This window comes from Streptomyces sp. NPDC001832 (assembly GCF_040297265.1).
Lineage (GTDB): Bacteria > Actinomycetota > Actinomycetes > Streptomycetales > Streptomycetaceae > Streptomyces.
In genome coordinates this window covers 1-14800 of sequence record NZ_JBEOYU010000072.1, presented here as the reverse complement: position 1 = coordinate 14800, position 14800 = coordinate 1, and the positions used below count along the sequence as shown (strand labels likewise).

The window sequence follows — 14800 nt, the reverse complement described above, 5'->3', positions numbered from 1 at the left end:
CGAGGACGACCCTCCGCCTTGCGATCGCACGCACCAGACGCCGCGGGGCCCGCCCTTCGGGCGGACGACGGGACTTTCGAAACACGCCCTAGTGCTACAGCGGCTCCCGTGCCGACTCGGTGTTCCATGCCCGTGAAGGCATCTGCGGGTGCCGCGGAAGCGCGTCGAACGGGCCGGAGGGCCGAATCGACCAGAACATGAATCTCAGGTTCTGTCCGGCGGGGTGACGCCCGGGCGCGCTGCGCCCGTCCACCGGGAGAAGGGGCGGCCGCGCGGTAGTACCGCCGTCAGGAGGGCGCCGAACGCGGCGCCCTCGATCCCCACGCCTATCTGAGGGCCCCGCAGTGCCGACGGCATCGGCAGCGACAGCAGTGCGCCCACCACGAGTGCGGTGGCCACCGCCCACACCATGCCGCGGGTCCTGGCCAGCCCGCCCGCCAGCGTTCCCGCGGCCGCGGCCATCGTGATCGGGGTGAGGAAGTACGGGTACGCCAACGTGTCCAGCCCCCGCTCCTGCGCCCACCAGGTGTAGGCGGGCGGTAGGAGGGCGGCCGTCAGCGCCGTCATGACCAGCACCACGAGGAGGGCACGCCGGGCCGGCCGGACCCGGTCCTGCACCATGAACCGGGCCAGCCGCCATCCGCGCACCGCCCCGGCCAGCGGCACCCCCAGCAGCAGCGCCAGCAGAGCAAGCAGCCACCACGGATCCAGCAGCTGGGTCATGTACACGTACTGCGTCCACACCACAACGTGCAGCGGTCCCGGCAGCGCGGCCAGCCGCTCATCCATGAACTGGCCGAACTCGATCTGCCACTGAAGCCCGAAGACGGTGTCCGCCGCGGCGACCACCGCCCCCGCCACCACCAGCCCAGGCACCGCGACCGTCAGAGGCGGCCGCCGCGCCAGATCCACCGAACGAGCCCAGCAGTCCCCGAAGAACTGGCACCACAGGGTGAACAACAGCGCCAGCAGTGCCACCGTCAGCCAGCCGGAGAACTGAGAGGAGAAACGCAGTCCCGGCAGCATCAGATGGTCGACGATGGCACTGGGCGAGAGGGCGAAGCCCGCCAGCACCCCGAGGCACACCCCCAGCCGGAAGGGCACCGGCGAGGGCGCTCCTGCCCGGTGGCCCAGCTGGTGCAGCGAGGCGCGTACCACCGTCAGCAGCAGCACCAGCACCACCAGCAGGGTGATCAGCCACGTCGGCCACCAGCCACTGATGCCGCCGCCCTCCCGGATCCGTGCGGTGACCGAAGCCACCGGGTCCCAGGAGGTCGGCATGCAGAAACCGATGACGAAGGCGAAGCCGAAGCCCTGGTGCATCAACAGCGCCTGGTCCGCCAGGCAGGCCCGGCGCTGCGCAAACGACGGATGGGTGCGGGTGAGCCGCGCCCACCAGCCGCGCACCGACCTCCGTGGCCGGCCGCCGGACCCCGCCGAGGCGAGGTCGAAGGCGTGCAGCAGCGGTTCGGAGGTCCCCAGCCACTCCACGACCCGGGCGTCCGCCCGGAACTCCCTGGTCCGCAGGATCACCGAACGGGCGGCAAGCGCCACCGTGGCGAGACCGGCCGAGTCGAGCAGCGCGGCCCCCGAGTACGGGGCGCTTCCTGGCACGAAGACCATCCCGACCAGGTCCCCGAACATCCTGGGGAACAGAATCAGCGCGAAGTAGCAGCGCAGCATCCCCAGGGTGATCAGGGTGATGTCGACATCGCGGTTGCGTAGATGGGCCAGCTCGTGGAGGACAACGGCCTGAAAGGCGGCACGGTCTGCCGCGCCCGCGTCGTGAAGGCGGATCAGGCCGCGGCTGAGAACGATGTGGCGGCGGCCGGCACGGCCGAAGGTGACGCCGTTCACCCCGGAATCGAGGAAGTCCACCAGGAATGTGACCCCGCGGGCCTGCTCGACGTCCGCGGCCAGGCGTGCCAACTCCGCGTGAAGGACGGGAAAGCGCTCTGCGTCCAGCGGGCGCACCCCGCGGCGTCGGGCACGGCGGGCGGAGCGGAACCAGTAGTGCGCGGCGGTGGCCACGGCGAGGATCGCGTACGAGACGAGGATGCCCTGCGAGGTGTGGTCGTCGCTGGAGTCGCACCTCTCCTGCCGAGGTTGGGCCCTGATGAAGTCGCCCATCCCACCGGCCTCCCGCACCGCCTGGCGCAGGCAGTCGTTGAGGTCGGTGGCGCCCCTGTTGCCGGCGATGAAGTCGGCGTAGCCGGGGTGCAGGACGGACATGGACGCCAGCACCGCACAGATCAGCAGGACGAACGCGAGGAGCGTCCCCGAGGGCAGCGACCGGCGTAATGGCGGCACCGTCTCCAGGGGCAGCTCGCCGCTCCGGGCGGCCGTCATGTGCCGGAACCAGGCCTGTCGGCCGCCCTCAGCTGGTCGCGGACCGCCTCGGCGAGCAGCTCGGAGCGGTCCGGCGGCAGCCCGAGGAGGACGGCGCTACGTCCGGCCGCGGCCCCCAGCTCGGCGATGCGCTCCTCGTTGAGGGCGGGAGGCCGCTGTCCTGCATCGGGCGTCACCGGATCCCCGCCGCGGCCACGGGTCAGCAGGCGGCGGAGCCGGGCCACTAGGCCGCTACCGACCGTCTCACCCATCATTTTGACCACCTCGGTGGCGACCCCGCAGGCGATGCTGGTGACGACGAGTTCGGCGGCACCTCCGAAGGCCAGCGGATCGTCCGCGGGTCGCCGCCGGGCCCGCCTGCCGGGGTGCTTCGGCAGGCTCGCCACGGTCTCGTCGAAGTAGGGCAGCTCCTCGGGGGCGATCCGCGCCACGATGGCTCTCCCCAGTGCGCGGTCCGCGGCCTCGGGCTGTTCCACGTCCGTCTACCTCCTCGGCGGGACATTGAAGGAACTGCACCGTAACGTACAACAGCCTTGTATGCAGGCCCAGTTCAGGGCGCAGGAACGCCGGCCTCACTGCGGCCATCTGTATGGCCATGGGGCATCTCGGCAACGCAGCGAGCGGCCGTGCCAGGCGTTCCGAGCCCAGCGGGGGTTGGACAACAGCTTCTCAGGCCAACTCGGCCCATCGGCGTGCCGTTCGACGGGCAGGCGCCAGAGGGAACTGTTGGCCGATCGGATCACGCAAGGACTCGCTGTCCTTACGGGGGGGGCCAAGTACCGGTCGCGGGCGAATTTCTGCCTCTTTGGCGTCGGCTGCCAAGACAGCGTCGCGCAGCTCAATTGCGTCCACCGACCACCGCGCCGTGCCCTGGCCAAGGCCCAGCCGAGTGCGGGTGGCGGCAGCTTGTCCTGGCACCGGGCGCTGCCGGCCCGCGTCCCTGAGAGGCGCGGTTCGCAACGGCTCTGGCCATTTTCCAGGCGCAATCCGGCCAGCGCGGAAGCTGACCTGATCGCACTCGAACAAATCTTTTGGAATTGACGGCAACTCAAGTGGCGGGCAATCTCGCAGTGGAAAATGCAGGATATGGGAGAGGTGGAGCGTGGCAGACAGTAATGGAAAATCCGCCGACGAGCCTTACGTAATCCGCGGGCGAGGCAAGGACAAGGCCCCCTCAGGCGCCTTCGCGCTTTTCGCCGACGTCAACTACAACGTAGGCGGACCACGGGACAAGATCCTCGTCATTCCGGCCAAGGGCACGGCGAACAACTTCAGCGATTACGGATTCGATCAGAGCGACGACGGCGTAAGCTCCGTCGTCAACAACACCAACAACGACAACATCCTCTTCACGCGCACCAATCAGGGCGGCAGCCAGCTGCCCGTCAAGGCAGGCACGTCGATCGACGACTTGACGAAGATCCCCCTGGCGGGCAGCCCGACCAGCACGTGGAACGACCAGGCACAATCCGCCCTCGCGTTCGCCCAGCCAGTGCCTCTCCCGGTCTTCACCGCCCCTGCGGCCGGCGCGCAGACCGAGAACCACCGCCAGCCCGTCCAGGGCACAGCTGCCCCCGACGTGCAGCAGGTGCTGCTCTACGAGGGTGCCAAGCAGCTGGGCACCCTCCCAGTCAAGGACAACAAGTGGGAGTACACCCCGGATGACGACTGGCCGCTCGGGCAGCACAACCTCACCGCCATGGCCGTGCGCGACGACGTGACCTCCGGCAAGGTGTATCTACGCTTCTACGCTACGCTCCCGAGCCCCGTCGTGGACGTCACGTCGCCCCGGAGCGGCGCGGAAGTCGACACCGGAGTCTCGATCGACGGTGTCGCCTTCAACGCCGATTCGGTAAACCTCACCGAGGGTGGCACCAAGCTGGGCAGCACCAAGGTGAACGGTCAGAACTGGTCCTTCCTCCACGAGGGCGGATGGGGCCCGGGCAGCCACACGGTGACGGCGAAGGCCGTGCGCGGCAGTCAGGAATCAGAACCGGACACGGTCATTTTCACCGCGGTGAAGAAGAATCTCACCGTGGGCTACAAATTCAACTCCAGCTGGCAGGACTGGGAGACCCAGAAGTACATCTACTCCTATGACATCACCATGTATGCCGGTGAATCCGACGTGCGGCACTGGAACGTCGGATTCAGCCAGCTTCCAGTCGGGTCGGTGCTCTACAAGGAGTTCAGCAACACCTTCTGGGGAATGATCATCGAAGACGGCTCCAGCGGGGACGTCCTCCTCGGCTCGCCCCCCGAGGGCATCCACGTCGTCCCGAAGGGCGGCAAGCTGGATATCCGCGTCCTCGTGCTCTGCCCGAAGCAGGACGAGGCGCACAAGCACCTCTACGCCCTCTTCGCCAAGTCCCTGTCCGAGTAGCGGCGACCGCCGCATGGCCCGGCGACGCCCCGTGGGCGCCGCCGGGTCATCGAGCAGGCCCCTGACCGGGCCACCAAGGCACGCGCCGCCAACGTGCTCTTCGCGACGGTGTCGGTCGCAGAGCGCGCCTGCACCGGAACCGTGCTCACCCGCCCGTGGCGAAGCCGGGAAAAAGCGTCATGCCGCCATCGACATAGAGCGTCGCACCCACAACGTAGTCGAAGAGGTCGGATGCCAACGCCGCCACGGCTGTGGCAATGTCCTCCGGGTCGCCGACGCGGTTGTAGGGGATGAAACGAAGCAGGCCGGCTTCGGACTCAGGGGAATCCCAGGCGCTGCGATTGATCGGGGTGCGGATCGCCCCGGGTGCTACGGCGTTGACCCTGATCTTGTGGGGTGCGAGTTCCTGAGCCAGGGTCTCCATCATCATCATGACACCGCCCTTGGATGCCGCGTAGTTGACGTGCCCGGCCCAGGGAATCATCTGATGGACCGAGCTCATGCAGATGATCTTCCCTGCGGACTTGGACACCTCTTGTACGACGCCACGGCGCAGGAACTCCTTTGCCGCCTCGCGGGCGCACAGGAACTGGCCGGTCAGGTTGACGTCGAGAACCTTCTGCCACTGCGACATGGTCATGTCGATCGCGGCGGCATCGCGTTGCAAGCCGGCGTTGGCCACGAGGATGTCGATCGTGCCGAGTTCATCGACCATCTTGGAGACCATCTCGACCACTTGGTCCTCTTGGGAGACGTCCGCCTCGTGCGCGTACGACCGCACGCCGAGATCCTCGATCTGCCGCACTACGTCTTGGGCTGCTTCGCCACCGGAGACGTAGTTGACCACGACATCGGCGCCCATTCTTCCCAGGCCGATGGCAGTGGCCCTGCCAATGCCGGAGTTCGCTCCGGTGACCAGTGCCTTCTGCCCTTTGAGCAGCAGATGCGAGCTGCTCCGGCCCCCCTCGCTGACACTGCTGCCCACCGGCTTCTCCCTCTCTGTACTGAATCTCTTTGGAACGGAAGCACCGGCATCAGCATCGGGTTGGGAGACGACACGCATACCTGGCCCGTCTGCAGCACAACCGTCAGGCCGATGGCGCAGCCCTCCCCGCCGCCTGCCCGTGTGCGCAGTCGCTTTCCGAGTCGCTTGACAGATACCCGGGTAAGGTTTCCATGCGCTGCCGGTCGAGGGCGTCGTCCAGAGTAGTGGCGGCCATGATCAACGACAGATGAGTGAAAGCCTGTGGGAAATTGCCCAACTGCTCACCACTGGGGCCTATTTCCTCGGCAAACAGACCGACATGGTTGGCGTAGGTCTGCATCTTCTCGAAGGCGTAACGCGCCGGGCGCAAGCGCCCAGCGCGGGCGAGGGCGTCCACATAGAAGAAGGTGCACAGGCTGAAGGTGCCTTCGGAGCCGCGCAGTCCGTCAGGGGATGCCTCGGGGTCATAGCGGAAGACAAGGCTGTCCGACACGAGGGTGCGTTCCATGGCATCGAGCGTGGACAGCCAGCTCTCCGTTTTCGGAGCCAGGAAGCCGACCCGAGGGATGAGCAGCAGCGCGGCATCAAGGACTTCGCCTCCATAGTGCTGCACGAGAGCCTGATCCTTCTCGTTCCAGCCACGTTGCATCACCTGTTCGAGGATGGCGTCACGAGAGGCGGTCCACCGCACGGTGTCGGCGGGACGGCTGTACTCGGCCGCCAGGCGCAGCCCGCGGTCGAAGGCCACCCAGGACATCACTCGGCTGAAGGTGAAGTCCTTCCGCCCGCCGCGGGTTTCCCATACGCCCTCGTCGGGCCGGTCCCAGGAGTCAGCAAGCCAGTCCAACGTCCGGGCGACGTTCTTCCAGCCGTGATAGCCGGACCGCATGGTGATCTCGCCGCCCTCGGCCAAGGCGTAAAGCGCCTCACCGTAAATATCCAACTGCAGCTGATCGGCGGCGCCGTTCCCGGCTCTCACCGGATACGAGCCGCGATAGCCCTCGAAGTGCGTGAGCTCCTCCTCCGGCAGCTGAGGATCTCCGTCGACGCGGTACATGATCTGCAGCGGTTCACCTCCGATGCCCTCACGAGCTCGGAAGCGGTCTCCCAGCCAATGGGTGAAGTGCGCTGCCTCTTCGACATACCCGAGGTCGAGCAGGGCCCGCACCGACAGAGAGCCGTCGCGGATCCAGGTGTACCGGTAGTCCCAGTTGCGTTCCCCGCCGATCTGCTCAGGCAGACCCATGGTGGCTGCGGCGATCGGAGCGCCCGTCGGAGCGTAGGTGAGCAGTTTGAGAGTGATGGCCGATCGGTGCACCACTCCCGGCCAGCGCCCACGGTACCGGGAGGCGCGAATCCAGCGCTGCCAGAATTCCACCACGTCCCAGAACTTCCTGATCACGCCGTCCGGTGTCGGGGGAACCGGGGGCTGACTGTCCACGGTGTCGACGGTGAACACCGCGGCGGCCACCTCCCCAGCGTTCAAAGTGACCGCACCCCGCACGTCCCTGCCGTCCCGCTGCAGGGGGAATGTGCTCTGTGCATACGCGGTGACACCCGGAGCCCGGAAGGTGGCGGTGCCATCGCAGAGGTCGAGCTCATGGTCGGCCCGGCCGTAGTCGAACCGCGGCCGGCACTCCAACACGAAGCGCATATTGCCACGTACTGCCCGCACTCCGCGGATCAGTGTGTGCCGGTCGGTGGCCCTGCCGGTTATGCCCGGGGGCATGCAGTCGAATATCTCCCCGACCCCGTCGGGCGACAGGAAACGCGTCACCAGGACCGCGGTGTCGGGATAGTAGAGCTGCTTGCACGTGGCGCCCCTGGTCTCCGGAGCGAACAGGAAATGGCCGCCGCGATCGTGATCGAGCAGGGCGGCGAATATGCTGGGCGAGTCGAACCGGGGGGCCGCGAACCAGTCGATGACCCCGTGCGAAGAAACCAGGGCAGCAGTCTCCAGGTCGCCGACAATGCCGTGATCGGCGATGGGCGGGTAACGGTCCATCGTCCTGCTCGCCTTTCTCAGGCCCCTCTTCCACTGTCGTCTTGGTCTGCCAGGGACGCCAGGGGAGCACCACACGGGCCGGGCAGCGCCCCGCAAGCAGTCGCCGTGCGAGCCTGCGGTGCTCGGCTCATGCTGGAAGAAAAGGCGGGTATGGCGACAGAGGAAGTGGTGGGGATGCGAACCGTTGTGGACCTCACGCGCTGCCAGGGCTATGCACAGTGCGTTTTCCTCGCACCAAAGATGTTCGAACTGCACGGCGAGGAAGGATTGCTGTACGCCACGGCCGTCCCCGACGACCAGGTCGAACATGTGCGCCAGGCTGCGGCGGCCTGTCCGGTCCAGGCCATCCTCGTCGGTGAAGAGGTGAACCCCGATGGCCGCCGGTGATCTTCGTGAGGGCCGGATCGTGGTCGTCGGTGCGTCCCTGGCTGGGCTGAGGGCCGCGGAGACCCTGCGCAAGGAGGGCTTCACCGGCTACCTCACGGTGGTCGGGGACGAGCCCCATCCGCCCTACGACCGGCCGCCACTGTCCAAGCAGGTACTGCTCGGCCGGGCGACGGCGGACACCACCGAACTGCCTATGCGCCGGGACCCGGACGCCGATTGGCGGCTGGGAACGGCCGCCACCGGGCTGGACCCCCTGGAGAAGCGGGTGCTGCTGGCGGACGGAGAGTCGCTGCCGTACGACCGGCTGCTGATCGCCACAGGGACCCGGGCGCGGCCCTGGCCCAATCCGGCGGAGGGCGCCCTGGACGGGGTGTTCACCCTGCGCACGCGTGAGGATGCCGCAGGACTGGCCGAGCGACTGGACGCCGGGCCGAGGCGGGTGCTGGTGATCGGTGCCGGTTTCACCGGCTCGGAGATCGCTTCGGCCTGCCGGGAGCGCGGACTGGACGTCACGGTTGCCGAACGCGGCCCCGCGCCCCTGGTGGGCGCACTCGGCGGCACCCTGTCGAAACTCGCGGCCGCCATGCAGCGCAACCACGGCGTAGACCTGCGCTGCGGGGTCACCGTCACCGCCCTGCGTGGGAACGGCAGCTTCACCGGCGCGGACCTGTCCGACGGCACGCGTGTCGACGCGGACGTGTGCGTCGTGGCGCTGGGGGCGGTCCGCAACGTCGAATGGCTGGCCGACTCCGGACTGGCGGCGGGCCCGCGCGGGATCGCCTGCGACGCCGGGTGCCGCGCCTTCAACATGTACGGCATCGTCACCGACGACGTCTTCGTGGCCGGCGACGTCTCCCGCTTCCCCCACCCGCTTTTCGGCTACCAGATGCTCTCCCTGGAACACTGGGGCAACGCGGTCGAACAGGCCGAAGTGGCAGCCCACAACATGATCAACCCGGGGCCCAGGCAGCGCCCGCACCTGGCCATCCCGACATTCTGGTCGGTCCAGTTCGGGCTCAACATCAAGTCCGTGGGCGTACCGACCTTCTCCGACCACGTGCTCATCGCCCAAGGCTCTCTGGAGGCGCGCCGACTGGCGATGGTCTACGGCTACCAGGGGCGGGTGACCGCCGCGGTCACCGTCGACATGGCCAAGTCGCTCGACTACTACCGGCACCTGATCGAGACCGCGGCCCCGTTCCCACCCCCACCCGGTGCGCTGGACCGTGCGCTCGCGGCCGACGTCCCGATTCCGTCCGACGTACCGGATCCGAAGGGGCTGACCCACGGCCCCACCGTGGCGCTCACCGGATACCTGCCCGACCGCCGACTGATCGTGCTGCAGCCCCCGCACTGACGCACGTCCCGTCCCACGACGAGGAGCCACCATGGACTCCGAGACTCTGCTGGCACGGATAACCGACTACGCCAGCCGCCCCAACCCGTACCCGCTGTATGCGGAACTCCGCACGGCCGGTCCCGTGGTACGGCAGGCGGACGGCAGCTTCCTGATAGGCACATACCACGAGATCGCCGCACTGCTTCACGACCCACGCATGAGTGTCGACCCCCGTACCCGTGGCGAAGTGACACACAAGCCGCCGTTCCTGCGGCTCGACGACCCGGAGCACCACAGGCTGCGCACGCTGGCCATGCGGCCCTTCGGGCCACCACACAACCCGGGCCGGGTCGACGCCATGCGCGGCGAGATCGACCGGATCACCAAGGAGCTGCTGGCATCCTTCGAGGCAGGGCGGCAGATCGACATAGTCGACGACTTCGCCTACCCGCTGCCCGTAACAGTGATCTGCCGCCTGCTCGGCGTCCCCCGCGAGGACGAGCCGCTGTTCCGGGCCTGGTCCGACACTCTGGTCGCAGCCGCCGACCTCCGGCCCGGTCAGGACAGCACCGAGGGGCGCAAGGCCGGCGACCAGGCACGTATCGAGATGGGCGGATACCTGGTCAACCTCGCCGAACAGCGCCGCGGCAGTCCGGACAATGACATGCTCTCCGCCTTCGTCAACGAGCCGGATCCGACCCTGCGGCTCACCCAGGAAGAACTCGCAGAAACGGCCGTACTGCTCCTCATAGCCGGACACGAGACCACCGTCAACTTGATCAGCAACGGGGTGCTTACCCTGCTGCGCCAGCCGGAGCACCTGGACCACCTGCGCCGCGACCCCGAACTGCTGCCGCGAGCCGTGGAGGAGCTGCTGCGCTACGAACCCCCCGTCCACATGCGCGAACGCATCCCCCACGCCGACATCGAAGTCGCCGGCACCACGATCCCCAAAGGCACATCCGTCGTCCTTGTGCTGGCCTCGGGCAGCCGCGACCCCATGAAGTTCCACGAGCCCGACCGGTTCGACCCCACTCGCCCGGACAACCAACACCTCGGCTTCGGCAGCGGTATCCACCTGTGCTATGGCGGGCCTTTGGCCCGTATAGAGGCCCAGGCCGCACTCGGCGCGCTGATTCCCTACCTGGGCGCGGCGCGTCTGGTCCAGGACCCGCCTCCCTACCGGCAGAACGCCATGCTTCGCGGCCCCCGCCACCTGCCCATTCAGCTCTGAGTTCCGGCCCATTCAGCTACCACAGCACCTCGGTCCGTGACGGTGACCGGGTAGTTGTTTCCTGCGGCCGACTTCCCAGCGGCGGCACACGGGGCCCGAGTTCCCGCCCCGCACGGGGGTTTGGTGAAGGACGAGTTCGCCATTCCGCCACGATCTTGCCTAAACCCCCTTTAAGATCGCTGCCAATGCGGTTCTTCTCCGCATCTCTATGTACTCCCTCATGAGCAGGGCTGCAGGCCCTTCTGAACGCTGAGAGCAGGGGATGACATCTACAAGTGAAAGAGCGAAGGGAGCCGCGCCCGAGCCGCGTCGGCGGCGGCCGGGCGTGCTCGGTCGCCGCACCGTTGGCTGCGTGGTCGCGCTCGCCTTGGGAATCGGTAGTGGCGCGTTAGCCGCGGCACCTTCGGCGTACTCGCAGGCGGGGGACGGATCGGTGACGGTCCGAGTGATCCGGGCCGTAGACACCAGCGGCGTATGGACACCCGCGCTGGAACCGGGCATCGCGGGCGTCAAGGTGACCCTCACCAATGATGCCGGGGCGGGCATCGAGGGGGTTACAGCAGCCGACGGCACCGTGACACTGGCTCCGCCAGCGAGTGAGACCACCAGCGGCAAGTACCGGGTGCAGGTGGTGAATCCGAAGCCGGGTGTGCTGTTCCCGGCCTTCGCCTCGCGCCAGGGACTGGACGGTGCGCCCAACCAGTTGAGCAGCAATGAGGAGTTCGTCGACCTCTCCGACGGGAAGAGCGTGTCGTACACCACCGGACTGTGGAGCCCTGGCGACTACTGCCAGAAGAACGCACCCCTGGTGACGACCTGTCAGCCTGCCACGCGCGAGGGCGGGACCCAGCGGACGCTGGTCTCCTTCCCGTACAGCGCGCGCGGCCAGGACGGCGTCGACGTCAACGTCACGAACGTCGCCACCAACGCCGAGACCGGAACGCTGTACGGCATCGCGTGGAACAAGGCCGACAAGCGGGTGTTCTCCTCGGCGGTGGCCAAGCGCACCACGGACTACGGTCCGGGCGGCGCCGGCGGGATCTACGTGACCGACCTCGCGCGGAAGAAGACCACCCTGTTCACCACCGTCCCGGACGCGGGGACGACGGTGCACGGCTCGGGCACCGACGACGCCTTCCTCGCCGTGCCTGGCAAGGAGAGCCTGGGCGGCATCAAGATCACCGATGACGGCAAGGACCTGTTCGTCGTCAACCTCAACAACCGCAAGCTCTACCGATATGACGCCACGGTGGCGACCGCGGCGGCGCCTAAGGCCGTCTACGCGATCCCGGACCCGGGCTGCCCGGCGGCCGGGGACTGGCGCCCCTTCGGCCTGGGCATGCAGGACGGCACCGGCTACCTCGGCGGGGTCTGCTCGGGCGAGTCCACCGGGAAGGTCTCGGACCTGCGCGCGGTGGTTCTGCCCTTCGACCTCGCCACCGGCGTCTTCCAGAAGGCCGTACTGAACCAGCCGCTGGACTACCCGCGCCAATCCACGGTCGGCGGTGGCCCATGCGACGGCGCGGGCTGGTACCCCTGGACCAACACCTTCCCGACCTCCCAGAACGGCCAGGCTTGCCAGAGCTATCTGGCCCAACCCGAGCCGGAGTTGGGCGAGATCGACTTTGAGTCCGACGGTTCCATGCTGCTAGCGTTCCGCGACCGCTTCGGCGACCGCGCCCCGGCCGGCCCCACGCCCGGCTCGGTCGCCAACGTCATGTCCGGCGGCGACCTGAACAAGGCGTGCCTGGCGGACGGCGCGTACGTGATGGACACCAACAACGGCTGCGGGCTCTCCCCCCGGGGCACCCGCTTCTTCGACACCAGCCGGATGGGCTCCCACCACAACGCGTCCTTCGCGGGCATGGCGTTCTCCAAGGTCGAGGACACCATCGCGACCTCTGGCTTCGACCCCAACAGCACTGCCTTCGGGTACGGCACCACCTTCAACAAGCGCGACGGCAAGCAGGACCCGAAGTCCGGTCTGCGTCTCAACCCGGCCGGGACCGCCGCCCCGTTCGGCAAGGGCGCCTCGATGGGCGACCTGGAGGTGCTCTGCGACCAGGCACCGCTCCAGATCGGCAACCGGGTCTGGTACGACCCCGAGCGCACCGGCGTCCAGAGCCCGGGCCAGCGCCCGGTCGTGGGCGCGACCGTCAACCTGTACGACGAGTCGGGCAAGCTCGTAGGCACGACCGAGACGACGGAGCGTGGCGAGTACTACTTCGACGACTCCAATGTCACCGGCGGCCTCCAGCCGAGGACCAAGTACACCATCCGCCTCGACAAACCGGCCGACTACGCCAAGGGCGGCCCGCTCTACCAGTGGGTGCCCACGGACGCAGATGTCGGCGACAACCACTTCATCGACTCCAAGGGCATCGTCCCGCGCGGCGCGAAATTCCCGGAGCGGGCACTGACCACCGGCGGGCCGGGAGAGAACGACCACACCTACGACTTCGGCTTCCGACAACAGGAGGGCGTGCTGCGCCTGGTCAAGCACGACCAGGACGGCAAGCCGCTGGCCCAGGCGAAGTTCCAGCTGTGGAAGGAGACGAATGGCTCCGATGACTTGCAGACCACCGGGACGGAGCCGGACACGCGGGTCGACAAGCCCTGCGTGACCGGAACCGACGGCATCTGCCAGGGCACCGGCGCACCGGGCACGTACTACTGGCAGGAAGTCAGCCCGCCCGCAGGGTACGCCGCACCGGAAGTGTCGGTGTTCGGGCCGCTGGTGCTGACCTCCGACAACCTCGACACCGGGGTCTCGGTGACAGCGGTCAACCGGCGGTTGCCCGCCACCACCCCGACGCCGAGGCCGACGCCGACGACGCCGGTACCGGACGCACCGAACAAACCGGGTGCACCGGGCCACGCACCCAACTCGGGTCTGGCATCCACCGGCATGAGCCAGATGGTGCCGCTGGCCCTGGCCGGCTGCGCCGCGCTCACCGTCCTCGGCGCGGCGCTGGTCGTGCTGGTGCGCAGACGAAGGGCGCAGCACTGCTAGCCCCCGAGCGGGGCGGCCGGCACCGGTAACCCTCCGGGCCGGATCGGGCGGGTTCGCGGACCAGCGGTTCGCGAACCCGCCCTCCCGCGTGACCGACCGACGAGAGAAGGCAACTGCATGGCTTGGAAGTGGAAGAGCAGCGGCCGTACGCCGCGTCGGACCCGCTGGTTCAGAACACTGATCGCGCTCGCGGCATGCGGCGCCGCAGCAGGCGGCCTGGCCGCCTACCGGACCCTCTCCGACGACACCACCGAGCGGCCGGTGACGATGGAGGAAGCGTCCAGGCTGGCGCTGTCGCGGCTGAATCTGTACCAGGCCAGTCCCGTGGCGGTGACCCTGACCGCCACCGAGGGCGGCGGAGTGGTGGTGCGGGTCAGTGGAGTCGTGGACTACCGAACCCATCGGGGCGTTGGGAGTTACCAGGTCACCAGTTCCACCAGCGCCTCCAGTTCCTCCGAAGTCGGCGGGCCCGCCGCCGGGCAGCTCGACCACGGCCTGATCGTCTGGGACACCGGCGGCCTCGGCCTGGCCCCCGCACCAAAGGGCGACAACAGCCCGCCCTGGCAGCAGGCCGAGCACATCCCGCGCTCGGGCTGGTCGGCGCGCTCCTACACGGCCGATCCCCTGGACGCCGGGCTCCAGTTGCTGATCCAGCTCGGCGCGGACCGCCCCGACAACCCGCTGTTGCTCGCACAGTCCGGAGCTCGCTGGCTGGAGCGTGATCGCATCGACGGCCGCAGCTACGACCGGTTCGCCGGGCCGCGCGCCCAGGGCGCCACGCCCGGTGCGGGGTCCGACGGCGGACGGTCGCCGCTGACGTACTGGGTCGACGGGGACGGCGGCCTGCGACGGGTGACGATGCGGATGTCGGGCCTGGGGACGCCGACCACCGTGCAGTTCTCCGGGCGCGACGGCCGCGCGAAGCTCCCCGAGGCGCCGTGGGCCACCGGCTGACATGTCCGTTCTGATGCGTCCCTGCCTCCGCGGTTGTCGATGCCCTCCTCAACTCACCGTTGCTTTGATCATCAAGTGATCTCAGTAATCCCGATGTTTCCACCGGAATGGTCCGTAACGGGTCACCAGAGCGCGAGTTGTGCCCTGGTGG

At 68.3% G+C, this 14800-nt stretch carries 10 protein-coding genes; 6 read left to right on the top strand and 4 right to left on the bottom strand.

Features of this window, described 5'->3' with window-relative positions; translation table 11 throughout:
• Positions 1 to 204 precede the first annotated feature (204 nt).
• Together ABT115_RS30185 and ABT115_RS30180 are read right to left on the bottom strand one after the other, a co-directional pair.
• Positions 205 to 2349, bottom strand: a complete 2145-nt coding sequence (locus tag ABT115_RS30185; RefSeq protein ID WP_351796496.1) for a M48 family metalloprotease — start codon at positions 2347 to 2349, stop codon at positions 205 to 207.
• On the bottom strand, positions 2346 to 2825 hold the full coding sequence (locus ABT115_RS30180; protein ID WP_351796493.1) for a hypothetical protein: 480 nt from the start codon (positions 2823 to 2825) through the stop codon (positions 2346 to 2348). The genes ABT115_RS30185 and ABT115_RS30180 overlap by 4 nt, the downstream gene beginning before the upstream one ends.
• A 626-nt stretch (positions 2826 to 3451) precedes the next feature.
• Here ABT115_RS30180 and ABT115_RS30175 point away from each other — a divergent pair.
• Positions 3452 to 4732 carry a hypothetical protein gene (locus ABT115_RS30175; protein WP_351796490.1) on the top strand — a complete coding sequence of 427 codons (1281 nt, stop codon included), beginning with the start codon at positions 3452 to 3454 and terminating at the stop codon, positions 4730 to 4732.
• Positions 4733 to 4877: 145 nt separating this feature from the next.
• On the opposite strand, the gene ABT115_RS30170 is transcribed toward ABT115_RS30175, so the two are convergent.
• Positions 4878 to 5672 carry an SDR family oxidoreductase gene (locus tag ABT115_RS30170; RefSeq protein WP_351796499.1) on the bottom strand — a complete coding sequence of 265 codons (795 nt, stop codon included), beginning with the start codon at positions 5670 to 5672 and terminating at the stop codon, positions 4878 to 4880.
• A 148-nt stretch (positions 5673 to 5820) separates the two neighbouring features.
• Entirely contained in the window at positions 5821 to 7722 is a 1902-nt protein-coding gene (locus ABT115_RS30165) for a glycoside hydrolase family 15 protein (protein WP_351796487.1), read from the bottom strand.
• 174 nt (positions 7723 to 7896) lie between these two features.
• Between ABT115_RS30165 and ABT115_RS30160 the strand changes: the two genes are divergently transcribed.
• From ABT115_RS30160 to ABT115_RS30140, 5 genes are all read left to right on the top strand, one after another.
• Entirely contained in the window at positions 7897 to 8109 is a 213-nt protein-coding gene (locus tag ABT115_RS30160) for a ferredoxin (RefSeq protein ID WP_351524231.1), read from the top strand.
• Entirely contained in the window at positions 8096 to 9466 is a 1371-nt protein-coding gene (locus ABT115_RS30155) for an NAD(P)/FAD-dependent oxidoreductase (RefSeq protein WP_351796484.1), read from the top strand. The genes ABT115_RS30160 and ABT115_RS30155 overlap by 14 nt, the downstream gene beginning before the upstream one ends.
• A gap of 31 nt (positions 9467 to 9497) precedes the next feature.
• Positions 9498 to 10682 carry a cytochrome P450 gene (locus ABT115_RS30150; protein ID WP_351796482.1) on the top strand — a complete coding sequence of 395 codons (1185 nt, stop codon included), beginning with the start codon at positions 9498 to 9500 and terminating at the stop codon, positions 10680 to 10682.
• A 433-nt stretch (positions 10683 to 11115) separates the two neighbouring features.
• Entirely contained in the window at positions 11116 to 13695 is a 2580-nt protein-coding gene (locus ABT115_RS30145; protein ID WP_351796479.1) for an SdrD B-like domain-containing protein, read from the top strand.
• Positions 13696 to 13812: 117 nt separating this feature from the next.
• Positions 13813 to 14649: a hypothetical protein gene (locus ABT115_RS30140; protein WP_351796476.1), complete on the top strand. Its 837-nt coding sequence runs from the start codon at positions 13813 to 13815 to the stop codon at positions 14647 to 14649.
• The last annotated feature ends 151 nt before the right edge of the window (positions 14650 to 14800 follow it).